Here is a 24,755-nt window from a genome sequence, read left to right on the forward strand (position 1 = left end):
TATTTAGGTGAGCGCGATTTCCCTATCCTTACTTTTTCTATTTTTGAAGGAAACCGACAGAAATGAAAAACTTCTATCTAATTGTGATTGCTCTTCTTGCCTTTTCATGCGAGAATAAGGAACAAGCTGACCTTGTCATTACCAATGCAAATATCTATACGGTAAATGCCGATTTTTCCAAAGCATCAAGTATGGCCATAAAAGATGGAAAGTTTGTTGAAGTTGGCAGTACCGAAGAAATTTTAGAAAAATACGAAGCCCAAGAGCAGATTGATGCCCAGGGCAAAACCATTGTTCCAGGACTAATAGATGCCCATTGTCATTTTTATGGATTGGGACAGAATCAGCAGGTGGTTGATTTGGTTGGAACCCAAAGTTTTGACGAAGTGGTGGAACGGGTGGTGACGTTTCAACAAGAGCGTCCTTCCAATTTTATTTTAGGAAGAGGATGGGACCAGAACGATTGGAAGGTAAAAGAGTTTCCGACCAAGGATAAACTGGATGAATTGTTCCCTGATACTCCTGTGGCTTTGGAACGCATTGATGGACATGCCTATTTGGTCAATCAAAAGGCATTGGATTTGGCTGGTATTACGGAGTATACATTCGTGGAAGGGGGTGAAATTGTATTGGATGAAAATACCAATATAACCGGAGTTTTGGTAGATGGCCCAATGAGAATGATTGATAATGTAATTCCAAAAGCGAGTCTAGAACAAAAAATACAGGCACTTAAGGATGCTGAAGCAATTTCTTTGGATTATGGACTGACGACTGTTAACGATGCGGGGCTGCCGAGAGATATCATTGAGTTGATAGATAGTCTGCAACAAGCTGGTGAACTATCTATACGAGTGTATGCCATGGTGTCCAATTATCCCGAGAATCTGGATTATTTTTTGGAAAAAGGAATTATCAAAACAGAAGGCTTGAATGTTCGTTCTGTAAAAGTATATGGTGATGGTGCATTGGGTTCTCGAGGAGCTGCATTACGCGCTCCCTATTCCGATAAGCCTGGTCATTTTGGGGCCATGGTCACCCCAGTAAACCAGATTGAAGCACTTGCACAGCGAATCGCATCCACCGATTATCAAATGAATACACATGCTATTGGCGATTCGGCCAATATTGTGGTGCTTCGTGCTTATGAAAAAGCATTGGAGGGCAAAACCGACCGCAGATGGAAAGTGGAGCATGCTCAAGTAATATCGGAATCCGATTTCGATTATTTTAAAGATGGTATTATTCCTTCGGTTCAGCCTACCCACGCCACTAGCGATATGTACTGGGCCGAGGATAGGTTGGGTGCCGAGCGTGTCAAAGGTGCCTATGCCTATAAAGATTTATTGGATAGAGCAGGTCTAGTTGCCTTGGGTACCGACTTTCCTGTGGAGCAGGTAAACCCATTTTTAACATTTTATGCAGCCGTGGCCCGTCAAGATGTGGAACAATACCCAGAAGGTGGTTTTCAAATGGAGAATGCCTTGAGCAGGGAGGAAACCCTGAAAGGGATGACTATTTGGGCGGCCTATTCCAATTTTGAGGAAGATGAAAAAGGAAGCATCGAACCAGGTAAATTTGCCGACTTTGTAATATTGAGCGATGACATTATGACGATTCCCTCTGAAGAAATTCCACATGTAACGGCCGAACATGTTTTCTTGGGCGGTGTTCAGAAGAAATAATACCTTCCATTAATAGTGATGTGGAAAAACAAAAAAGCCCCGAAATGGGGCTTTCATAATTTATAAAACTAAAACTTTTTAGTAGCTAATGGGTAAGGTAGCCCTTGTAGTACCCCAACCCATGACCAAATTTCCGTCATCGTCAAAAGCAATACCAAAAGCTTCCAATTCTTCGCTATCGGTAGAAGTGGTTGCTGTGGCTCTGACCACATCGCTATCACTGTCATAGGAATAAGCTCCCCACTGGTGTAGGTTGCTGTTCAGGATTACCGTCCACTCATCTTCACCAGGAATGGTGAACAAAGCATAGGAGCCCGCCTTAATGGTTTTGCCGCCCACTTTGGCATCTTTATAAAAAGTGATTTCAGTAGCTTCGTTTGCTCCAGTTCTCCAAACTTTACCCACAGGGGCCAACTCGGCAAGGCTACGTCCTTTTAACTGCGGACGACTGTAAATTACTCTCGCAGCTTTATCAGCTTCTCTTGAACTAGCTGGGTAATAGGCGATATCCGCAGGACTTTTGTCCAGTCCGCTAAACTTTTGTGCCGTCGCATCTGTAGTGAATGCCAAACTAGTGCATAGCACCATAAGTAATACTGTTAATTTCTTCATGATTGTGATTTAAGTTCTTTCAAAACTAGTTAATAAAATATTGTTTAAATATACAGACGGGAAAATTAAGTATCCTTACAAAAGGAGGCAGTTAAAAAAGATAAACCAAATTTTTTATTTCAAATTAACTAATATTGATGGTTTTTTATTTCGATATGTAATTATTTTAATCGTAACTGTTTTGTTTTATTAACTTTAAATTCATTTTTGTTTCAAGATTGTTATTAAATTTATTTTTATGTGTGGTATTGTATGCGCATTTGATGTGAAGGAAAGTACAGAAGTACTTAGGCCCCAATTGTTGGAGATGTCGAAGAAAGTAAGGCACCGTGGGCCGGATTGGAGTGGGATTTATTCCAATGATAAAGCGATTATGGCCCATGAAAGATTGGCCATTGTAGACCCGGCTTCGGGCAAACAACCGCTGTTTAGTGCAGATGGTAAATTGGTGCTTGCCGCCAATGGCGAAATATATAATCATCAAGAGCTAAGAAAACAGTTCGATGGAAAATATGAATTCCAGACCCAATCTGATTGTGAGGTAATATTGGCCTTGTATCAAGAAAAAGGAGCTGACTTTGTGGACGAAATGAACGGAATTTTTGGTTTCACCATTTACGATTCCGAAAAAGATGAATATTTCATTGCCCGTGACCATATGGGGATTATTCCTTTATATATCGGGTGGGACAAAAATGGAACCTTTTACGTAGCCTCCGAATTGAAGGCTTTGGAAGGAACATGTTCCAAAATCCAATTATTTCCTCCCGGACACTACATGCACAGCTCCGACGGTGAGTTTGTTAGGTGGTACAAGCGAGATTGGATGGAGTACGATGCCGTAAAGGAGAACGAGACCAGTATTCAAAAAATAAAGGATGCTTTGGAAGCCGCAGTGCACCGTCAATTGATGTCCGATGTCCCTTATGGAGTGTTGCTTTCGGGTGGGTTAGATTCTTCAGTAACTTCCGCAATCGCCAAAAAATATTCCCAAAAGCGTATTGAGTCCGGAGACACTGCTGATGCTTGGTGGCCACAACTGCACTCATTCTCCGTAGGGTTGGAAGGTTCGCCCGATTTGGCAGCGGCCCAAAAAGTAGCCGATCATATCGGAACAGTGCACCACGAAATCAAATTTACCATTCAGGAAGGGCTGGATGCAATAAAAGATGTTGTATATAATCTAGAAACCTACGATATTACAACTATAAGAGCCTCCACTCCAATGTACTTAATGGCGAGGGTAATCAAATCCATGGGAATCAAAATGGTCCTTTCGGGTGAGGGAGCCGATGAATTGTTTGGTGGATATCTGTATTTCCACAAGGCACCGAGCCCAATGGATTTTCATGAGGAAACCGTAAGAAAACTGGATAAGCTCCATATGTACGATTGCTTAAGGGCAAACAAGTCATTGGCCGCTTGGGGTATTGAAGGGCGTGTACCTTTCTTGGACAAAGAGTTTATGGATGTGGCAATGAGCATCAACCCAAAAGATAAGATGATCAATGGCGAACGAATGGAGAAATGGGTAGTGCGAAAAGCGTTTGAAGATTATTTGCCGGACAGTGTGGTCTGGAGACAAAAAGAACAATTTTCGGATGGTGTAGGATATAGCTGGATAGATACTTTAAAAGCCGTAGTGGCGGAAGAAGTAACGGATGAGCAGTTGGAGAACGCACATTTTAAGTTCCCCATACAAACGCCTACATCCAAAGAAGAATATTATTATCGTTCAATTTTTGAGAGTCATTTTCCATCGGATGCAGCAGCACTGTGTGTTCCCCAGGAACCTTCAGTTGCTTGCAGTACCAAGATTGCCTTGGAGTGGGATGAGGCCTTTAAAAATATGAACGACCCATCAGGAAGAGCTGTGGCTAAGGTTCATACCGATGCGTATATGAAATAACCCCCGTTTAAACCAACCAAACGTTATGAAGCAGTAATCTAACTAGTTTCATTTTTTAATTAGTCCGAAAAGCCCCTTATCAAAGGGGCTTTTTAGTTGTCTGTAGCGGTAGGTGGGTATAAGCTTCAAACCAAGTCGTTTTCCACAGTTTTTGTTGATAACTTAGGGTGTCCAACAAGCAGTTTAAGACCATTTACACAGGGTATTGATTATATTTGTAAGATTTGAATTTTTGAGGCAAATACAGAAAATATATGAGCGAAGAAGCTAACAAGAAACAATACTCCGCGGATAGCATCCAGGCCCTCGAGGGAATGGAGCACGTACGTATGAGACCTTCCATGTATATTGGAGATGTAGGGGTCAGAGGATTGCATCATTTGGTGTATGAGGTTGTGGACAACTCCATCGATGAGGCGATGGCCGGTTACTGCGATAAAATCGAGGTGACCATCAATGAAGATAACTCCATAACTACGGAAGATAATGGTAGGGGTATCCCTGTGGACCTTCATAAAAAAGAAGGAGTTTCTGCCCTCGAGGTAGTAATGACCAAAATTGGTGCAGGTGGTAAGTTCGATAAGGATTCCTATAAAGTTTCCGGTGGACTCCACGGTGTAGGTGTATCTTGTGTCAACGCATTGTCAACTAGTTTAAAAGCGACCGTTTATCGTGATGGTAAAATTTGGGAGCAAGAATATGAAAGAGGGAAGAGTCTTTATCCTGTTAAAAGTGTAGGGGAAAGCAAGGAAACGGGTACCATAGTAACCTTTGTTCCAGATGATACTATTTTCACCCAAACAACAGAATACAATTACGAGACTTTGTCCAATAGAATGCGCGAGCTTGCCTATTTGAATAAAGGAATCACTATAAAACTTACGGACAAAAGGAATAAGGACGAAAAGGGAGAATTTATCTCGGAAACTTTTCATTCCGAAGAAGGTTTAAAGGAATTCATCAAATTCTTGGATGGAAACAGAGAGCCTTTGATTCAGAACGTAGTTTCCATGGAGGGCGAAAAAAACGGTATTCCCGTTGAAGTGGCCATGGTCTACAATACAGGGTATTCCGAAAACCTTCATTCCTATGTGAACAATATCAACACACACGAAGGAGGTACGCACCTTTCAGGTTTTAGAAGAGGTTTGACAACTACCTTGAAAAAGTATGCGGATAATTCCGGGATGTTGGACAAATTAAAGTTCGAAATATCCGGAGATGATTTCCGTGAAGGATTAACGGCCATTGTTTCTGTAAAAGTTGCAGAACCACAGTTCGAAGGTCAAACAAAAACTAAATTAGGTAACCGAGAAGTGACCAGTGCAGTGAGTCAAGCCGTTTCCGAAATGTTGACAGATTATTTGGAAGAAAATCCAGATGATGCCAAGCAAATTGTGGAAAAAGTAAAGCTGGCCGCTCAAGCTAGACATGCCGCTGCAAAGGCGCGTGAAATGGTTCAGCGTAAAAACCCGATGAGTGTTGGTGGATTGCCAGGGAAACTATCTGACTGTTCCGAACAAGACCCGACCAAATGCGAAGTGTTCCTAGTGGAGGGAGATTCCGCAGGTGGAACGGCAAAACAGGGAAGGGACAGGAACTTCCAAGCCATATTGCCATTGCGTGGTAAGATTTTGAACGTGGAAAAAGCCATGCAGCACAAGGTTTTTGAAAACGAGGAAATCAAGAATATTTATACGGCTTTAGGTGTTACCATCGGAACCGAAGAGGACAGTAAGGCGTTGAACTTGGATAAACTTCGCTATCATAAGGTAGTCATCATGTGTGATGCGGATGTCGATGGTAGCCACATTGAAACTTTGATTTTGACATTCTTCTTCCGTTATATGAGAGAGCTTATTGAAGGTGGGCACGTATATATTGCAACCCCTCCGTTATATTTGGTGAAAAAAGGTGCCAAAAAACGCTATGCATGGAACGATAAGGACCGTGATGCAATCAATGCAGAAATGGGTGGGGGAGCAGGTATCCAACGTTACAAAGGTCTTGGTGAAATGAATGCTGAGCAGCTTTGGGATACCACTATGAATCCAGATTTCAGAAAATTGCGTCAGGTACAAATTGACAATGCCACCGAATCGGACCGAATATTCTCTATGTTAATGGGGGACGAAGTGCCGCCTAGACGTGAATTTATAGAGAAAAATGCCGTCTATGCCAATATAGATGTATAGATAACAAGCATTTCACAACAAAAACTCGCCTCACCAAGGCGAGTTTTTTAGTTTTGGGTAAAACTTCAAGATTATGAAAAAAATAATTGTAGCCTTAGCGTTGGTCTCGGTGACCATGGGCAAGGCCCAAGATTTGAATGATATCTTTGTTTCTGGTGTGGCAGATGCAGAACGATTTGCCAATGCCTATTTGTCTCCCGTTTCTGAAGGGGCCATTTACAGCATATCCAATGGATGGTACAATACTGCGTATGCCAAACCTTTGGGTGGATTCGAAATTTCTATAATTGGTAACATGACCGGCTTTAAGAACAAGGATGATAAAAAGGCATTTTTGTTGAATCCTGCCGATTATGAGAACTTGGACTTTGTGCAGAATCCGGGCCAAGCCAGAATGGTGTCGACCGCCTTGGGCGATATAGAAGGCGTAGAGGTCTTTGTTGAGGACCAAAGCGGCGTGTTCCGTGAGGACTTTGTGCTTCCTTCGGGACTTTCGTCAGAAAACCTAAATTTTATCCCATCAGGGTATCTTCAGGCAAGTGTTGGCTTGGTCAAAGGACTGGAGGTGAAAGCACGCTTTTTGCCAAAAATCAAATTTGATGACGATGCCAAAATAGGATTGTTTGGAGCTGGCTTGCAATATGATTTCACCAAAATATTGCCAGCGGACAAGGTGATGCCCGTGGCCATTTCGGCGGTCATAGGATATACCAATTTGAACGGAGAGTATGATTTTACGGATTCTAATTTTATTGATGGCAGTGATCAACGTATTGATGCAAACTTTAAAACTTGGAATTTTAGTGCTGTCGTTTCAACAAAAAACATTCCGGTAATCAATTTTTATGGAGGACTTGGTTATATCACAGGTAAATCGGATATCGATTTGCTGGGAACTTATCAGGCAAACGGACCTTTCTTTTCGGAGACGGTAGAGGACCCTTTTACGGTGTCAAAGAATGCGAGTGGGGTAGCCGCCACCTTGGGTACCAAATTGAAACTTGGCTTTTTTAGACTTAATGCAGAATACAATATAGCTGAATTCAGCACCTTCACCTTTGGTGTTAACTTCGGATTCAGGTAGAAAGGAAACCAAATCAACTGACCAAAAATAAAGAAGGCCCCGTAATGGGGCCTCCTATTTTCATATATGTAGTCTTCACGTCATTCCCTGGTGGCGAAGACCGAGCCATTATCCAGGGTCAATATTTCTGGTGTTTTTGCTTTCTCCAAGCTTACCGTAATATCGGTCACCTCAGGATCACCGTATGTAATGGAATAGGTTCCTTTTTCTTGGGACCATTTAAAATCAGTGTAAAAAATCAATTTGGAGTTCGAATACCTTTGGTACCTACCTAGGTATACATCGTTGAAAATCCATTCTTCGCGAACGGTATTGGAACTTTTGTCTGTGGTGCTGGTAGATTCAGTCTTTGCCCAGATGCCCAGGATAGGGTCGTGATTCTCTGGTACGCGAGTACAGTTGCTTATGGCAATGATGCCAACAATGGACAACAATGAAAAGAGCTTTTTCATAGGTCAAGTAGGTTACGTTAAATTTGGGACTATAAGAACGTAGCATTGTAGGAATCTATTGCATAAAATTTATAAAATATTTCTTTTTTTAGGCGCCACCTGTCATAATCAGCTTTTCTACACTTCAAAATAACTTTGAGAAGGTATAATTTGATAGAATTGACGCGCTAAAACTGGTAAAAGTCAGCTTCTTTCTGCGTCAAATGCATTATTTTTGAAGACTAAAATTTAAATCTATACAAATGAAAGTTACCGTAGTTGGAGCAGGCGCAGTGGGAGCAAGCTGTGCAGAATACATAGCAATGAAAAATTTTGCGGCAGAAGTTGTTTTATTGGATATCAAAGAAGGATACGCCGAAGGTAAGGCCATGGATTTGATGCAGACGGCCTCTTTGAACGGTTTTGATACCAAAATTACTGGAAGTACCAGCGATTACAGTAAAACTGCAGGTAGTGATATCGCAGTGATCACCTCAGGAATTCCACGTAAACCGGGAATGACTCGCGAGGAGTTGATCGGTATCAACGCCGGAATCGTAAAAACCGTTGCAACAAACCTTATCGAGCATTCTCCAGAGGTAACTATCATAGTAGTGAGCAACCCAATGGATACCATGACCTATTTGGTTCACAAAGCAACAGGATTGCCAAAGAATAGAATTATCGGAATGGGCGGTGCTTTGGACAGTGCACGTTTTAAATATAGGCTGGCGGAAGCATTGGAAGCCCCGATTTCCGATGTGGACGGTATGGTAATCGGCGGGCACAGTGATACGGGAATGGTTCCTCTAATTGGCCACGCCACTAGAAACAGTGTGAAGGTTTCCGAATTTTTGTCGGAGGATAAAATGAATTGGGTAGTGGAAGAGACCAAAGTTGGAGGTGCCACTTTGACCAAATTGTTGGGCACAAGTGCTTGGTATGCCCCAGGTGCTGCCGTATCCGGATTGGTACAGGCCATTGCATGCGACCAAAAGAAAATGTTCCCATGTTCGACTTTGTTGGAAGGTGAGTACGGATTGAACGACATTTGTATCGGCGTACCAGTTATTTTGGGTAAAGGAGGTATCGAGAAAATCGTTGAAATCGAATTGTCCGATGCAGAAAAGGCCAAAATGCAGGAAAGTGCAGAAGGCGTTAAAAAAACCAACGGACTTCTGGAAGTCTAGACCAAATCAACAATAACCAACTAAGATGTCATTTCGGACGCGGCCTCGAGGAGTTTTACCATCAATATGTATGGAAATTTAAAGGTTTGTCCGGAATGACATTTTTATTTTAACAGCGTAACCATCAACCGTAATTGCAATTACATCAATTTCTATTGTCAAATGTTATCGGAAATGATATATTTGCACGCTGTTTAAGAAAACTTCTATAAAATTAACAATCAATGCAGAATAAAGGACTTATAAGGCTTTTCGCGATCCTTTTTGGCTTGGTGAGCATCTATCAGTTGTCTTATACTTTCATCACTAACAAGTTGGAGGGAGATGCTGAAGCATACGCAGTTAGCCAAATTTCGGAGGCTGAGGAAGATTATGTTGCAAAGCGTGAAGCTTTAGAGGCATCGTATTTGGACTCGATCAGTGATAACACTGTTTTGGGCTTTACGAGCTATGAAGATGCCAAGACGAAAGAGTTGAACAAGGGATTGGACCTTAAAGGAGGTATCAACGTTACCTTGCAGATTTCCGTTAAGGATATCTTGAAAGGCTTGGCCAACAATACCAAGAACCCAGTTTTCAACAAAGCATTGGCCGATGCGGATGAAGCATCCAAGAGTAGTGATAACACTTACTTGGAGCTATTTTTCGAGGCTTTTGACCAAATCAAGGGAGATACCAAATTGGCATCACCGGATATTTTTGCAAACAAAGGTCTTAGCGATGATATCAACTTTCAAATGACGGATGATCAGGTGAAGCCTATCATCAGAAGAAAGATTGATGAATCCATTGTATCTGCATTCGAAGTACTTCGCGAACGTATTGATGGCTTTGGTGTAACCCAGCCAAATATTCAAAGGGAAGGAAATTCCGGCCGAATCTTGGTGGAACTTCCTGGTGCTAGGGATATCGCCCGTGCACAAGAGCTTTTGTCAAGTACCGCACAATTGGAGTTCTGGGAAACCTATCCGCAGAGCAACAACAGCATTGGAAACTTTTTGGTAAGTGCCAATGAGCGTTTAAAAGAAATCTTGAAGCCCGAAGCTAAAGAAGATACCGAAGCTAAACCAGAGTCTGAAATCGATTCTTTGCTTTCCGATGTTTCACAGGATTCTTTGGATATGACCGCACAGGCCAATCCAATTTTGGGCAAACTGATTCCTGCTAATCCAGGTAGCCACGCCATTGCAAGAGCTATGGTTTCCGATACCGCTGAATTGGGCGAGTACTTGAGGATGCCAGAAATCAAAAGATTGTTGCCAAACGATATTCAATTTACAAAGTTCCTTTGGGAGCGTCCAGCACAAGATGTTGAGATAGTAGATTTATATGCATTGAAATCTAACAGGGAAGGAACTCCAAGAATTAGTGGAGATGTAGTTTCCGATGCACAAGATACCTTTGATCAATTCAACAAACCTGCCGTTAGCATGACCATGAATACTCGTGGTGCTAAAGAGTGGGAAGAATTGACAGGTGATGCATACAATAACCAAACAGGTATCGCCATTGTTTTGGATAACAAAGTATATACTGCACCGGGTGTTTCTTCAGGGCCTATTTCTGGAGGACGTTCCGAGATTACAGGTACATTTACGGTAAACGAAACCAAAGATATTGCTAACGTACTGCGTGCTGGTAAACTTCCTGCGTCCGCAGATATTATCCAATCCGAAGTAGTTGGGCCATCCTTAGGACAAGAAGCTATCGATAGTGGGTTTATGTCTTTCGTCATCGCCATGATCTTTGTATTGGTATGGATGATTTTCTACTATGGTAGAGCAGGGGTGTTCGCAGACATCGCATTGGTATTCAACATTCTTTTGATTTTTGGTGTTTTAACAAGCCTTGGTGCTGTGTTGACATTGCCGGGTATCGCAGGTATTGTATTGACCATTGGTATGTCCGTAGATGCCAACGTACTTATCTTTGAGAGGATAAAAGAAGAGTTGGCCCGTGGAAAAGGAAAAGCTCAAGCCATTGCCGATGGTTTTGGAAATGCCTTGTCTTCCATTTTGGATGCCAACATTACTACAGGTCTTACGGCGATCATACTGTTTATTTTTGGATCAGGACCGATTAAAGGTTTTGCCACTACATTGATGATCGGTATTGTAACCTCGCTGTTCACGGCCATATTTGTCACTAGGTTAATGATTGAGGCCTACACCAGTAAAAAAGGACGTCGATTGGATTTCAGTACCGGGATTACCAAGAATCTTTTCACCAAGATGAACATTGATTTCTTGTCCAAGCGTAAGATTGCTTACATTGTTTCTGGAATCTTGGTAGCAGTAAGTGTATTCTCATTGCTTACCAAAGGACTAAACCAAGGTGTCGATTTTATTGGTGGACGCTCATACCAAATTCGTTTTGAGAAAGCCGTGAGTCCTTCTGAGATTGCTTCTGAACTGAATGCCGAATTTGGTAGCGGAACCATGGTGAAAACCTTTGGTGATGCCAATCAAATTAAGGTGACCACTCCTTACAAGGTGGATGAAGAAGGTGTGGAAGTGGATACCGAAATTCAAAATAAATTATACATCACCCTTCAAAAATATTTGCCAGATGGTACGTCTTTTGAAGACTTTACCGTGGGAGCATCAGAAAAATCAATCGGGATTCTACAATCGGTTAAAGTAGGTCCGACAATCGCAGATGACATCAAGAAAAATGCATTCTTGGCCATTATAGGTTCCTTGGCGGTAGTTTTCCTTTATATCCTATTGCGATTTAGAAAATGGCAATTCTCATTGGGTGCCGTTGTTGCGGTATTCCACGATGTAATGATCGTGTTGGGTATATTCTCTCTAACAGGAAGCATTATGCCTTTCAATATGGAAATCGACCAAGCCTTTATTGCTGCCATACTTACGGTAATTGGATACTCCCTGAACGATACGGTAGTAGTATTCGACCGCATCCGTGAGATTACAGCACTTAAAGGATTCAACGATGGAGTAAACATTAATGATGCATTGAACAGCACTTTGAGTAGAACGTTGAACACCTCGCTTACCACGTTGATCGTGTTGTTGGCCATCTTCATTTTTGGAGGTGAGAGCCTTAGAGGATTTATGTTCGCAATGATCGTAGGTGTAATTGTAGGTACATACTCTTCTGTATTTATCGCAACACCTGTGATGTTCGACTCATTAAAGAAGAAAATTGCTGCTGCTACAGGAGCATAGTTTTTCGTTTTTTTACATTACACTTTAATAATAAAGGCCCTCAATTTTGAGGGCCTTTATTTTTTATACTTTGTTTGCGGATAACGTTCCCAGCCACGATAATAGTTGACTGAACAGAGTAAAGTTCTGGATGACCCTGAGCTGGCCATTAAAACCCCATTTGTCCCTTTCTTTAGGGTGATTGAGCATATAGGCCAAGGTCTTGGACAGGCTTTCGATATCCATAGGGTCTGGATTTATTTGCCCTGTTTTATTGTGAACAACCTGATATTTGAGTCCCGCCGCATTGGATACCAAAACGGGTTTTCTTTTCCACATGGCTTCCGTAGCTGTAAGTCCAAACCCTTCTTGGATGGAATTCTGCACAATAATACTGGAGGAACGCTGAAGCGCATTTACAATCAGTGCATTTTCTTTTGGATTGTCCAATGGCAGTAACAAAATGGCGATATCGTTCTGCATGTTTTTATCCACCGTTTTATAGGTTTCCGTCAATTCTTCGAGGACTTCTTTTCCTTCTGGATCGTCGGAAACAAATGCAGGATCGGGTCCACCCATCACCAATAGTGTCATTTCAATTCGTTTGTACTCCAGACTTTTGGGGTCACCATTTTTTCGATTGTCCGTCTTCATTTTGATAAAGGCCTCCATTAACTCCTTAAAACCTTTTAGGCGGTCCCATCGTGAAATCTCTGTAACTATTGGGCGATAAATCAGATTTAGGTTTTTTCCAGCATCCAACACATCAAAAGAGCCATCTGGCATTACTCTTCTTACTAAATGTTTATATCGATGATAAAGAATGGCCTTATGATCGTCCAGTATGCCGGATTGGTATAAAATTCCAATGCACTTGTGCAATTGCAGTTCCCGGTTTTTATGACTTAAAGGATCAATAGCAGGTGGAATAATAGAGGTTCTATTTTTCAATGGGTTTGGAACATAGGAGGGAAGGCTAAATACAAAATGATCATAATCGTTGGTGTAGGGTTCCAAAAACTTCCAAACGGCATCGGTAACATCGGTATCATCCTCAAGTCCGATATGGCATCTCCAGATAATGGAAACATTTTTTTCTTTTTTGATCATTGCCGCCAACGGCATGGGTTGGGGATCATGTACCACAACGATATCACCGTCATTGATTAGATTCAAAGCCTTGGATAGATTATTTTGGTTGACTTCCTCATATATTTTCCGGTCTTCTTCCGTAAAAATGCCGTTGCCACTTCCGTGAATCGCATTGTGTATACGTTTGGTCAAATCGAAAAAGGCTTCCTTTTTTGCCTCAATAACGAGCCATTCAATGGAGACGCCAAGTTCTCGTAAAATTCTCATTTGACTCGGGAGCATCTCGGCAACTCCACCACCAATAGCAGTAGAATTTATCATCCAGATGGTTCGGCCTTGTAGCGTTTCAATAGGTTCTTTCGCTTGTTCCGTAAAATCCAGTACGGAGGAGTAGAGGGAGCCGTACGCCTTGTAATCCACAAGTTTGGCGCCTGGCTTTACAGTGATCTTTTGCATGTAAGGGAGTGGTTAAATGTTGAATTCCCTATAAGATAGCGAAAAAACAGTTGATTTGTTTAAACGGTTATTTATGAGTCAATTAAATGTCTGATACCATTCCTTTTGAGCCATTTTCCGATGGATGAAGTTCAAAAATATACTCAGGATCCAATTGAGGCTCCTTGCGATGCGAGACAAAAACTATAGTGGAATCGCTTTCCTTGGCTATTTTGTTGACCAAGGCCACAAATAAATGTGCACTGGAATCGTCCAAACCGGCAGTAGGCTCGTCCAAAATTAATAAAGGGGGATGTTTTACCATGGCGCGGGCCATCATCACCAAACGTTTGTCTCCCACTGATAGGTCGCGAAAGTGATCATTCTTTCTATTTTTTAAGTTTAACAGATGTAACCATTCATTGGCCAATTGTTTTTCACTATCGGTTGGTAGAACATACAGTCCAATGGAATCATGCAGTCCTGATATGATCATGTTTTCCAGACTGTGGTAGCCCCGAAATTTATTGGTGATGGAAGGAGTGTAGTAGCCAATTTTTTGTTTGAGGTCCCAAACGCTTTCGCCACTTCCTTTTTTTTGTCCGAAAATAGTCAAATCTTGACCATATCCTTTATGACTGTCACCTGTAATCATGGACAAAAGTGTGGATTTGCCGCTGCCATTGGGTCCAATAAGTTGCCAAAATTCCCCTTTTGATATGGTCCAGTCGATGTTATCGAGTACTTGACGACCATCAAAACTGACAGAAACTTTTTTAAAGCTCACGAGTTCCTCAAAATCCACAACAACGGGTGACAAAGGTGGTGGTATTGTCCTGTTAAAGCTGATGGCTTCGGTTTTGTTTTCCTTCCAAAAAGCATCGGGCGAATCATAGGAATGGAGTTGGTTACCGTCCAGTTTAAAAAATTGGTCGGTACTGGGCAATATATCATCCAATCTGCTGACCAACTGAACCATTATTTTATTGGAAGTGATAGCTATAAGTTGTTCCTTGAGCTGGGCTTGGGTGGCTACATCCAAATTATCATACGGATTTACCAGTATGATAAAATCCGGGTCCTGTTTCATTAAATAGCTGAGCAATGCTTTTTTCTGTTCCCCACTGCTCATGGTCTTTAATGCCTGTTCGCTGTCTTTTGTCAGTATTTTAATGTCATGTCGTTCCTCCTCGTCCATATACCTATTGATTTCGGAACGCGAAAACAGAAGCCCATTTAATTCCTTCAATTCAGTAAGACCGGTAACGGTTTGGTTACGGAGCAAATGCTGAACCAAATGGTCAGAGTTGGAATTGTTTTGTGTGAGGATAGCGTAGCTGTTGGAGAGCTTCATGGAGTATAAAAGTAAAGCACTAAAATTACGATTATCCTGCGTTTACCCGAAAAATATGCACCGGATTATTCTTGTAAGTAGTGGTCTTGTCCAAATACATCCCATTTTTTTGAGCTACTTTTTGGGAGGGTATGTTATCTACATGAATAATGGAAATCAAAGAATCTGAGAAATTGTTTTCGAAAGCAAACTCCTTACATTTTTGTGCAGCTTCAAACGCATAGCCCTGCAACCAAAATTTGGGTAGAATGGAGTATCCAATCTCCAGTTCCTCGATATTATCCACCATCTGGACAAGCAAACCGCAAATCCCGACCAGTTCACCTGTTTTTTGTGAAATAAGCGCGTTCATTCCGCCCAAGTCATTTTCGTAACGTTCAAAGATCCTATCAAATTGAGACGTGCAAGCTTCAATCGGGTCACTAGGCAGACCTTCCCAATATTGGGTGGATTTTGGATTGTGATAAAAGGGGAGCCACTCCTCAAAATCCACTTCTTCCAGCTTACGAAAAATCAGCCTTTCTGAAGTTTGGTTTTCTAGAAGGTATTTCGACATTTAATTGCGGGAAAAGGAAATGCTGTCGCCAACTTGAAGTCCCAATTGGTCGGAAAGCCCCGCATTGATTTCCAATACGTACTTTGCCGGTGCCCTGGAAGGTAGGCTGCTCTCATCCAGGGGTTTTGCATTTTTTTGGAAGCTAACGATTTTCATTCCGGAATTGATATAAATAATATCCAGAGCGATTTCGGTATTCTTCATGTAAAAATTCTGCTCAGCTTCTTCTGGTTGGATGAACAACATTCCCCGGTCTTGCTGCATGGACTTTCGGTACATGAGCCCTGTCAGGGTTTCGTACTCCGTTTCTGCAATCTCGATATCAAAATTGGCTTTAATGGAGTCTGTTTCCGATGATAGGATATCAAGCTCACCTTCTTTGGTGAAGGAAATATTTTCCGTTTTGATGGATTGTTTAGGCTCCGATTTGCAAGATGCCAACACAATGGCAAAGGCCAAGAACATTATTTTCAGAATTTTTCCCATACTGTTATAATTCTACGGGTTCTGGTTTTACCATAAAATACACCCCTATTAAAATCATGGGGATACTGAGCCATTGCCCTGTGGAGAGCATGCCAAGTGTATCCTCGAACCCACCTTGACTCTTTTTGTAGAATTCCACGAAGAAGCGAACCACGAACAATAGTACCATGAACAATCCGAAAAGGAAGCCCGGTTTGTTTTTCCATTCTGTTTTCCAGTACAGTAGATAAAGTGCTATGAATACCAACACGTAACAAAATCCTTCATACAATTGTGCTGGATGACGGAAAGGAATGGATTGTAGTACTTCAGAGAATTCTGGATTGTGCTGAATGGCTTTATAAGCCGCATTGGGGGTTTGTTCCTTGGTCAGGGCCATCGCCTGATACGCTGGCATATCATCCGAATCACGGATAAATCGTGTCGCTAAAAAATAGGACTTGTCGACCACTTTTCCATTGATTTCGGAATTGAAAAAATTACCGAACCTAACAAATGCAGCGCCTATGGCGGAAGGAATTACCAATCGGTCCAATAACCAAAGCATTTTAATGTCTTTCCATTTACGGGTATACAGCCAGATTCCGATGATGGCCGCTATGGTGGCACCATGACTGGCCAAGCCAGTGAAGCCTGTAAATTCATATCCGTTGATGATGCCGAAAAGATTGCTGTTCGCACTTTCTCGTATAGGTAATAGGATTTCCGCTAAATGGTCCTTGTAGTAGTCCCAATCGTAAAAGAAAACGTGCCCCAAACGTGCTCCGAGCATTATCGATACCACGGTGTAAATAAAAAGGGAATCCAGTTTCTCCATGGATTTCTTTTCGTTCAGGAAGATTTTCTTCATGATGAACCAGCCTAGAACAAAGGCGGCAATCCACAACAAATTGTAATATTTTATCTGTATGAAACCCAATGTAAATAGGGTTCCTTCGGGGTTCCAATCAAATCCGAGAGAATACATTTATCTAAATTTTGGACTAATATAACTACTTTGAATGGTTGCACGGGTTAATTAAAGTGCAATTTTTAAGGTACAGGGTCGTAACCACTTCCACCCCATGGGTTGCAACTGACAATTCGCTTAAGGGACAACCATCCCCCTTTGAACAGGCCGTGCTTTTTTAGAGCTTCCAACGTGTATTGCGAACAAGTTGGTGAATAGCGGCATGTTGCGGGAAGCATGGGGGAGATAAAAAGTTGGTAAAACCGTACCAACAGTAAAAATGGCGCTATCAAAATTTTCTTCATGTGAACCTCAAGTGTAGGATAGGGGCAAGGTAGCAAAAAGCCCCGACAAAGTCGGGGCTTGGTTTATACTTCTTCAGCGGATTGTACGGGCTCCAGATGTTCCCGCTCCTCATCCGTGTACATGCGCGATTTAATGACAAAACGGAGTCCCAACGGAATTTCCAGACTAAAACTGGCACCACGCCCTGTGGTTACATCAACTGTAAGCTGTGTGTGTTTCCAATATTCGAACTGGTCCTTGCTCATAAAAAAATCACATCCATGAATGGTGCCCAATTTAACATCGTTCTCATTGAGCATCAACTCACCTTTAGGGAAGCACATAGGGGAGGAGCCATCACAGCAGCCCCCGCTTTGGTGGAACATAAGTTCACCGTGGCGCTCCCTTAATTGGTCAATGATTTTTATGGCATTGTCCGATACCAACACGCGTTTTATCAAATTTCCCATCCTAGAAAAAGCCCAATTTGTTCTTGTCGTAGGAAATCAGCATGTTTTTGGTCTGGGTGTAATGGCTGAGCATCATTTTATGATTCTCTCTACCGATACCCGACTTTTTATACCCGCCGAACGGTGCATGTGCAGGATAGTTGTGATAGCAGTTTACCCAAACCCTACCAGCTTCTATTTGTCTGGAAATTTTATAGGCTTGGTGCATGTCGCGTGTCCAGACCCCAGCGCCTAATCCATAAAGTGTGTCATTGGCTATTTCCAGAGCTTCAGCTTCATCTTTAAATGTGGTTACACAGACTACAGGCCCAAAAATCTCCTCTTGGAACACACGCATCTTATTGTTTCCTTTTAAGATGGTGGGTTGAATGTAGTAGCCACCTTCCAGACCTTCATTGTAAGCAGCCTCACCACCGGCCAGCACTTCACATCCTTCTTCTTTACCGATTTGGATATAGTTCATGATTTTCTCGAACTGATCATTGGAGGCCTGCGCGCCCATCATAGTTTCCGGGTCTAGCGGATGCCCTAATTTGATGGCTTTGGTGCGCTCTACAACACGTTCAATGAATTTGTCATAAATACTTTCCTGAACCAATATTCTGGATGGACAGGTACATACTTCCCCTTGGTTCAATGCGAACATAACGGCACCTTCCAAACATTTGTCGAAGAATTCATCATCGGCATCCATAATACTTTCGAAGAAAACGTTAGGGGATTTACCGCCTAGCTCTAAGGTAACGGGTATGATGTTTTTTGATGCATATTGCATGATCAATTGACCTGTAGTGGTCTCTCCCGTAAAGGCGATTTTTTTGATTCGAGAACTCGATGCCAAAGGTTTTCCGGCTTCAAGACCGAATCCGTTAATGATGTTGAGTACACCGGCAGGTAGTATATCCTCTATCAGTTCCATCAGTACCAAGATTCCAACTGGTGTTTGTTCGGCTGGCTTAAGCACTACACAGTTTCCTGCGGCCAAGGCCGGAGCCAGTTTCCAGGCGGCCATCAAGATGGGAAAGTTCCAAGGTATGATTTGTCCGACCACACCAAGAGGTTCCATAATGTTCATGGATACGGTATTGCTATCCAATTCACTTACCGAACCTTCTTCTGCACGGATTACACCTGCAAAGTACCTAAAGTGGTCTACTGCCAATGGCATGTCCGCGGCACGTGTCTCACGCAACGCTTTACCGTTGTCCCATGTTTCGGCGCGTGCCAATACTTCTAAATTTTTCTCCATGACATCCGCAATCTTTAAAAGAAGGTTGCTGCGGTATGTTGCCGAGGAATTGTTCCACTCCGGAGCTGCTGCCCATGCGGCATCAATGGCTTTGTCTACGTCTTCCGCTGTGGATCGCGCAATTTTGGTGAATGCATTGCCATCTACTGGGGAAACGTTGTCAAAATATTCTCCTTTTGTCGGCGGGGTCCATTTTCCACCGATGTAATTTTCATACTGATCTTTGAACTTTGGTTTTTCCAAAACACTGCGTTCAGTAGTTTGTACATTGCTCATAATACTTGTTGTTAAAGTTAATTTTATGTTCGTTCACACTTTGCTCAAGTGACTGATTCTAAAAGTATTGATTTTGAACGCTGTACATCTGACGTATTCTATTAATGACATGACCAATCCTCTTTGTTTTTATATTTTTAACAAAATATCACATCATATTTTTTATATTTAATAACTATTTGTATAATATATTAAGGAGTAAGTATTCAATATGCGGTTGCCGGATAAATTCTATAAGGAAAGAAAACTCGAGCATTTGGTTGAGAACCAAACCTCCTACACTTTGAACAATGCCTCAATGCATGTGTTCGAGACGCATTTGCAGGCGGAAAAAGTACTCCTTCAATTTGACCAGCCTGTACTGGCCTCTATGTTGATAGGGAAGAAGGTGATGCATCTTAGGGACAAAAAATCCTTTGATTTTCTACCTGGTGAATCTTTGATACTTCCTTCCAATGAGGTCATGTGCATCGACTTTCCGGAAGCCAATGAAGAGAATCCGACACGATGTTTAGCTATGGCCATTTCCGATGAGAAGATAAATAAGGTCATCAATTTAATGAACGAATCCATGCCCAAGCATGATGGTTCGGAATGGGCCTTGATGGATTATAACTACCATTTTACCAATGATGCCAGTATTTATGGTATTATCCAACGCTTGCTGTACCTGTTCACGGAGAACCATCCTTCCAAAGATTTTTTTGTGGATAATATGCTCCAAGAGCTGATAATTAGAATCTTGCAGGGAAATACCCGAGAAAAATATACCCAGAATGCGTCTAAAATAAGTTCTAACAACCGATTGGCCTACGTAATAGAATATATCTCGCAGCATCTCCACGAACCACTAACGGTAGGGGAGTTAAGCAAAAAAGCATATATGAGCGAGTCTCATTTCCATAAAACTTTTAAAGATGAACTGGGCGTCACACCGATTGATTACATCAACAGCGAGCGTATAAAAATGGCTATTAATCTCTTAAAGGACCCTGATAGGAAAATAAAAGAGATATATATGGAATGTGGGTTTGAGAACCGTTCTTATTTCAATCGGCTTTTTAAGCGAAAAATCCATGTGTCGCCGGGAGAGTACCAATCAAAATTTGTGAAACACTAGTTTACGCTAAAGGTAGTTCCATCCTTGCCATCTTTTATTTGGATGCCGAGTTCCACCAATTGATCTCTGATTTTATCAGAAGTGGCAAAGTCTTTTTTGGCCCTAGCTTCGTTTCTAATGTCAATCAATAAGTCCATCACTCCATTTAGAGTGCCGGAATCATCTTTGGACATAGCTTGATTTTCGATACCAAGGACATCATAAACAAATGCTTTTAGAGAGCTTGCAAGGTATTCCTTGTCCTCTTCGGAAATACTTTCCTTTTCTTCCTTGATCAGGTTGATGTGCTTTACGGCATCGAACAATTGTGCTATTAAAATAGGTGTATTGAAGTCATCGTTCATAGCGTCGTAGCATTTCTGCTTCCAAGCGGCCACATCAAAATCGGACTTTTCACCTGTTTTTAATTTATCGATGCTGTCGAGGGCATCCATTAAACGGCTGTACCCTTTTTCGGATGCTTGCAAGGCATCATCACTCAAATCCAAAATACTGGTGTAGTGGGCCTGCATCATAAAAAAGCGAACCACGGAAGGTGAATATGGCTTGCTCAATATGTTGTTGTCGCCACTAAAAATCTCAGATGGATAAATATTGTTGTCCGTGGATTTGGACATTTTTTTACCGTTCAAGGTCAACATATTGGCATGCATCCAATAGTTTACGGGAGATTTTCCGGTGCTGGCCTCTGCTTGTGCAATTTCACATTCGTGGTGCGGGAACTTAAGGTCCATTCCTCCACCGTGGATGTCAAATGTTTCACCCAAGTATTTGGTACTCATTGCGGTACACTCCAAGTGCCATCCCGGGAAACCATCACCCCAAGGGGATGGCCAACGCATAATGTGCTGGGGTTCCGCTTTTTTCCAAAGGGCGAAATCCTGTGGATTTCTCTTTTCGTCCTGTGCGGTAAGCTCGCGGGTGTTGGCGATCATATCTTCCAACTTTCTGCCGCTCAATTTACCGTAGTCGTGATCTTCGTTGAATTTGATCACATCAAAATAAACAGAACCATTGGCCTCGTAAGCCAATCCTTTTTCAAGGATTTCCTTTATGATTTCTATCTGTTCTATAATGTGGCCTGTGGCGGTCGGCTCTATACTGGGCGGTAACAAATTGAACAGTTGCAGGGTGTTATGGAAATCAACGGTGTATCGCTGCACCACTTCCATAGGTTCAATCTGCTCCAGTTTTGCTTTTTTTGCAATTTTATCCTCGCCTTCATCCGCATCGTTTTCCAAGTGTCCGGCATCCGTAATATTGCGAACGTAACGCACCTTATATCCCAGATATTTGAAGTATCGGAAAATCATGTCGAAAGACATGAAGGTGCGGCAGTTACCCAAGTGTACGTTGCTGTAAACGGTTGGACCACAGACATACATGCCCACATGGCCTTCGTTTATAGGTTCGAATACGTCTTTCTTTCCAGTAAGTGAATTATGGATTCTTAAGGTTTGGTCTTTATAAGGTTGCATTTAAATGGTTGGTGTTTAAAATTCGGTGTCCAAGTTAATGTAATCCAAAAACTCTCTTCTAGTGGCCTCTTCTTTAAACTTTCCACCGTATTCGGCGGTCACCGTGCTACTGTCAATATCTCGAATTCCCCTAGAGTTTACACAAAGGTGCTTGGCATCGATAACACAAGCTACATCTTCGGTGCCCAAAACTTTTTGAAGTTCTTTTACAATTTGGATGTTCATACGTTCCTGGACTTGAGGTCTTTTTGCGTAATAATCCACAACTCGGTTCATTTTGGAAAGACCTACCACCGTTCCGTTAGAAATGTAGGCAATGTGTGCACGTCCAACGATGGGCAACAAGTGATGCTCACAAGTGGAGTAGACCACAATGTTCTTTTCCACCAACATTTCGCCGTACTTGTACTTATTGTCAAAAGTGGAGGATTTTGGCTTCCGCTCAGGATGCAATCCGCCAAATATTTCCTGTACGTACATTTTCGCTACGCGTTTAGGAGTTCCCTTTAAACTGTCATCATCCAAGTCAAGGCCAAGGGTAAGCATAATTTCCCTTACGCTTTTTTGTATTCTTTCGATTTTTTCTTCGTCGCTCAATACAAAAGCATCATCCCTTAATGGGGTGTCCGATGAGGAACCTACATGGTCGTTTCCTCTTTCTTCATATTGTTCTTCCAATGCCTGCTCTAGTTTCATAGCTATTGCTTAAGGAGAGCAAAGATATACATTAATGAGGGATTTAACATCTGCTTGCCGAGGTTTGACAACATAAATTATTGTTAACCCTAACACCACGGTACTTTTATAATGCCCAAACGTACAGTCTTTTATGTTGAAAACCTTTTTGAAGACCTTATTAGTTCTATTGATTTGCCATTCTGCACACGCCCAAGTTGTGCCAGACTGTGCCGACGCGGTGCCTATTTGTAGCAATACCCCGATTAATGGTGGAACCAATGGTTATGGCACGGATGATTTTAATGGAGCGGCCTCTAGCGGTTGTTTGGAACAGACTACTACGGGAGCCATAGAATCCAATTCTGCATGGTATCGTTTTAGAACTGCGGAAGCGGGGCAGTTGGGCTTTAATATTGGACATAGCAGTGATGAAGATTGGGATTTTGCCCTTTATCGGGCATCGGATTGCAATAATCTGGGTGAACCCGTTCGCTGTAATTTTTTTGATAACAGTGAAAACACCAGTTTTATAGGGGTTGGAGAAGACCCGACAGGGGATTTGGATTCGGTCCACTATGAGGATTGGCTCCAAGTCGAGGCTGGCGAGGACTATTACCTTTTTATCAATAACTTCAGTAATGTAAATTCTGGATTCTCCATTCAGTTTACGGGAAATATTTGGGTGGATCATCCCAATAGTGCATTGGATTGCACCATTATAAACAATTTACTGGGACCGCCGATTGCAGCTTGTGAGGGCGATAATGTAACCTTGGACGCTACCACTTCTAGCGCCATTAATTATGAATGGTATAGCGATACAGGAAGCGGATATCAACTTATTGCCGGTGCCAATGCTGCTACGTACCATGTTCAAAATACTGGCCAGTACCGTGTGGTTGTGACCACATCCGTCGAAAATATAGTGAGCGATGTCCAAGTTGGGTTCAATGAAGTGCCTGTTACAGGTATGCTGACCGATGAAACCTTTTGTCAAGAAACCGATATGGTATTTGGTTTGAACGGTAAAAATTCCGAGGCATTGAATGGTATGGACCCCGAAAATTTTATTGTGAGTTACCACAGTTCCCAAGCGGATGCTGATTTAGGAGTTCGTCCGCTGGAAAAACAGTATATCCCAATGGGCGGTATGGAAACCCTATTTGTTAGGACCACCTCTTTGGCAAACCCGGAATGTTATGATGCTTCCCAAAGCTTTACTTTGAATGCGATTGAAACTCCGATTCTAAGTTTTTCGGACCAGGCTGTAATTTGTGAGTCGGTCGGAAGTCTGGAAATAGGAGAAATCAGCCCAAATCCAAATTATACCTATCAATGGAGTACCGGTGAAGAAGAACCATCCTTGATAGTTTCCGAAAGTGGTCAATATACGTTAACGGTGACCAATCAATCCAACGGAACTCTTTGTGAAACCAGCCGAACCGTGTTTGTGGAAGTTTCTAGGATGCCGCAAATTTCCAGTGTGGATATCGAGGATTTGAGCGCAAACAATACGGTAACCATCAATACGGAGAACGATGGTATGTATGAATACAGTTTGGATGGTGATGATTTTCAGGTTAGTAATGTTTTTCAAGGTGTGGCTCCTGGTGTTCATACCGTGCAAATGCAAGACCCGTATGGGTGTGGTATAGTTGAAGAAGATATTGTGGTGGTTGGATATTTGGCGATTTTTTCGCCGAATGGAGATGTAATGAACGAGACGTGGCAAATCGAGGGATTATCTACCTTGAACTCTCCCATTGTGACAATTTATGATAGATATGGTAAGCTCATCAAGCAAATGAACGAATTTGACCCCGGATGGGACGGTAGTTTTCAGGGCAAACCATTGCCATCCACGGATTATTGGTTCAAATTGTCCTATATCGATGATAATGGCAATCGAACCTTTGCCAAGCATATCCAAAGTCATTTTTCTCTGAGACGATGATAAGAGGGTTATTGGTCGATTAACAGCAAATTTCTTCGATAAAAAATACTAAAGGTAGGGTTAATGGAGTTATAAGGGTTGTAAGTAGAATAACCAT

20 protein-coding genes are annotated in these 24,755 nt (G+C 42.1%); 8 read left to right on the forward strand and 12 right to left on the reverse strand.

Annotated features, from left to right (window positions below):
- Positions 1 to 62: 62 nt before the first annotated feature.
- Positions 63 to 1,685, forward strand: coding sequence for an amidohydrolase (locus DCK90_RS04255; protein ID WP_108244948.1), 1,623 nt, complete (start codon positions 63 to 65; stop codon positions 1,683 to 1,685).
- Between the two features lie 78 nt (positions 1,686 to 1,763).
- Here DCK90_RS04255 and DCK90_RS04260 read toward each other — a convergent pair whose 3' ends face one another.
- Positions 1,764 to 2,297, reverse strand: a complete 534-nt coding sequence (locus DCK90_RS04260) for a DUF2911 domain-containing protein (protein WP_108244949.1) — start codon at positions 2,295 to 2,297, stop codon at positions 1,764 to 1,766.
- 238 nt (positions 2,298 to 2,535) lie between these two features.
- Here DCK90_RS04260 and asnB point away from each other — a divergent pair, with 238 nt between their 5' ends.
- The 3 genes from asnB to DCK90_RS04275 all read left to right on the forward strand — a co-directional run bounded on the left by asnB (position 2,536) and on the right by DCK90_RS04275 (position 7,485).
- Positions 2,536 to 4,206: an asparagine synthase B gene (gene asnB / locus DCK90_RS04265; RefSeq protein ID WP_108244950.1), complete on the forward strand. Its 1,671-nt coding sequence runs from the start codon at positions 2,536 to 2,538 to the stop codon at positions 4,204 to 4,206.
- Positions 4,207 to 4,460: 254 nt separating this feature from the next.
- Complete coding sequence (gene gyrB / locus DCK90_RS04270; RefSeq protein ID WP_108244951.1) at positions 4,461 to 6,401, forward strand: DNA topoisomerase (ATP-hydrolyzing) subunit B; 1,941 nt, start codon at positions 4,461 to 4,463, stop codon at positions 6,399 to 6,401.
- A 73-nt stretch (positions 6,402 to 6,474) separates the two neighbouring features.
- A complete protein-coding gene (locus DCK90_RS04275) occupies positions 6,475 to 7,485 on the forward strand; it encodes a DUF6588 family protein (protein ID WP_108244952.1) in 1,011 nt (336 codons plus the stop codon).
- A gap of 80 nt (positions 7,486 to 7,565) precedes the next feature.
- Here DCK90_RS04275 and DCK90_RS04280 read toward each other — a convergent pair whose 3' ends face one another.
- Positions 7,566 to 7,937, reverse strand: coding sequence for a hypothetical protein (locus DCK90_RS04280; protein WP_108244953.1), 372 nt, complete (start codon positions 7,935 to 7,937; stop codon positions 7,566 to 7,568).
- Between the two features lie 242 nt (positions 7,938 to 8,179).
- Between DCK90_RS04280 and mdh the strand changes: the two genes are divergently transcribed.
- Together mdh and secDF are read left to right on the forward strand one after the other, a co-directional pair.
- Positions 8,180 to 9,106 carry a malate dehydrogenase gene (gene mdh / locus DCK90_RS04285; RefSeq protein ID WP_108244954.1) on the forward strand — a complete coding sequence of 309 codons (927 nt, stop codon included), beginning with the start codon at positions 8,180 to 8,182 and terminating at the stop codon, positions 9,104 to 9,106.
- Between the two features lie 224 nt (positions 9,107 to 9,330).
- On the forward strand, positions 9,331 to 12,297 hold the full coding sequence (gene secDF, locus DCK90_RS04290) for a protein translocase subunit SecDF (RefSeq protein ID WP_108244955.1): 2,967 nt from the start codon (positions 9,331 to 9,333) through the stop codon (positions 12,295 to 12,297).
- Positions 12,298 to 12,360: 63 nt separating this feature from the next.
- Here secDF and DCK90_RS04295 read toward each other — a convergent pair whose 3' ends face one another.
- The 8 genes from DCK90_RS04295 to exaC all read right to left on the reverse strand — a co-directional run bounded on the left by DCK90_RS04295 (position 12,361) and on the right by exaC (position 19,428).
- A complete protein-coding gene (locus DCK90_RS04295) occupies positions 12,361 to 13,824 on the reverse strand; it encodes a glycosyltransferase (RefSeq protein ID WP_108244956.1) in 1,464 nt (487 codons plus the stop codon).
- Between the two features lie 82 nt (positions 13,825 to 13,906).
- Positions 13,907 to 15,157, reverse strand: coding sequence for an ATP-binding cassette domain-containing protein (locus DCK90_RS04300; protein ID WP_108244957.1), 1,251 nt, complete (start codon positions 15,155 to 15,157; stop codon positions 13,907 to 13,909).
- Between the two features lie 31 nt (positions 15,158 to 15,188).
- Positions 15,189 to 15,713, reverse strand: a complete 525-nt coding sequence (locus DCK90_RS04305) for a GNAT family N-acetyltransferase (protein WP_108244958.1) — start codon at positions 15,711 to 15,713, stop codon at positions 15,189 to 15,191.
- Positions 15,714 to 16,199 (reverse strand): DUF192 domain-containing protein, encoded by a 486-nt coding sequence (locus tag DCK90_RS04310; protein ID WP_108244959.1) that lies wholly within the window; start codon positions 16,197 to 16,199, stop codon positions 15,714 to 15,716.
- 4 nt (positions 16,200 to 16,203) lie between these two features.
- Positions 16,204 to 17,166 carry a prolipoprotein diacylglyceryl transferase gene (gene lgt, locus DCK90_RS04315; RefSeq protein ID WP_108244960.1) on the reverse strand — a complete coding sequence of 321 codons (963 nt, stop codon included), beginning with the start codon at positions 17,164 to 17,166 and terminating at the stop codon, positions 16,204 to 16,206.
- Between the two features lie 65 nt (positions 17,167 to 17,231).
- Entirely contained in the window at positions 17,232 to 17,453 is a 222-nt protein-coding gene (yidD, locus tag DCK90_RS04320; RefSeq protein ID WP_108244961.1) for a membrane protein insertion efficiency factor YidD, read from the reverse strand.
- Between the two features lie 63 nt (positions 17,454 to 17,516).
- On the reverse strand, positions 17,517 to 17,903 hold the full coding sequence (locus DCK90_RS04325) for a DUF779 domain-containing protein (protein WP_108244962.1): 387 nt from the start codon (positions 17,901 to 17,903) through the stop codon (positions 17,517 to 17,519).
- A 1-nt stretch (position 17,904) separates the two neighbouring features.
- Positions 17,905 to 19,428, reverse strand: coding sequence for an acetaldehyde dehydrogenase ExaC (gene exaC, locus DCK90_RS04330; protein WP_108244963.1), 1,524 nt, complete (start codon positions 19,426 to 19,428; stop codon positions 17,905 to 17,907).
- Between the two features lie 211 nt (positions 19,429 to 19,639).
- Between exaC and DCK90_RS04335 the strand changes: the two genes are divergently transcribed.
- Positions 19,640 to 20,548 (forward strand): AraC family transcriptional regulator, encoded by a 909-nt coding sequence (locus tag DCK90_RS04335; RefSeq protein ID WP_108244964.1) that lies wholly within the window; start codon positions 19,640 to 19,642, stop codon positions 20,546 to 20,548.
- Here DCK90_RS04335 and cysS read toward each other — a convergent pair.
- On the reverse strand, positions 20,545 to 22,026 hold the full coding sequence (gene cysS / locus DCK90_RS04340) for a cysteine--tRNA ligase (RefSeq protein WP_108244965.1): 1,482 nt from the start codon (positions 22,024 to 22,026) through the stop codon (positions 20,545 to 20,547). The genes DCK90_RS04335 and cysS overlap by 4 nt on opposite strands.
- 15 nt (positions 22,027 to 22,041) lie before the next feature.
- Positions 22,042 to 22,722: a GTP cyclohydrolase I FolE gene (gene folE / locus DCK90_RS04345; protein ID WP_108244966.1), complete on the reverse strand. Its 681-nt coding sequence runs from the start codon at positions 22,720 to 22,722 to the stop codon at positions 22,042 to 22,044.
- A 133-nt stretch (positions 22,723 to 22,855) separates the two neighbouring features.
- On the opposite strand from folE, the gene DCK90_RS04350 reads away from it, so the two are divergent.
- Positions 22,856 to 24,658: a T9SS type B sorting domain-containing protein gene (locus DCK90_RS04350; protein WP_108244967.1), complete on the forward strand. Its 1,803-nt coding sequence runs from the start codon at positions 22,856 to 22,858 to the stop codon at positions 24,656 to 24,658.
- The last annotated feature ends 97 nt before the right edge of the window (positions 24,659 to 24,755 follow it).

It is taken from the genome of Muricauda brasiliensis (assembly GCF_003057865.1).
Lineage (GTDB): Bacteria > Bacteroidota > Bacteroidia > Flavobacteriales > Flavobacteriaceae > Flagellimonas > Flagellimonas chongwuensis.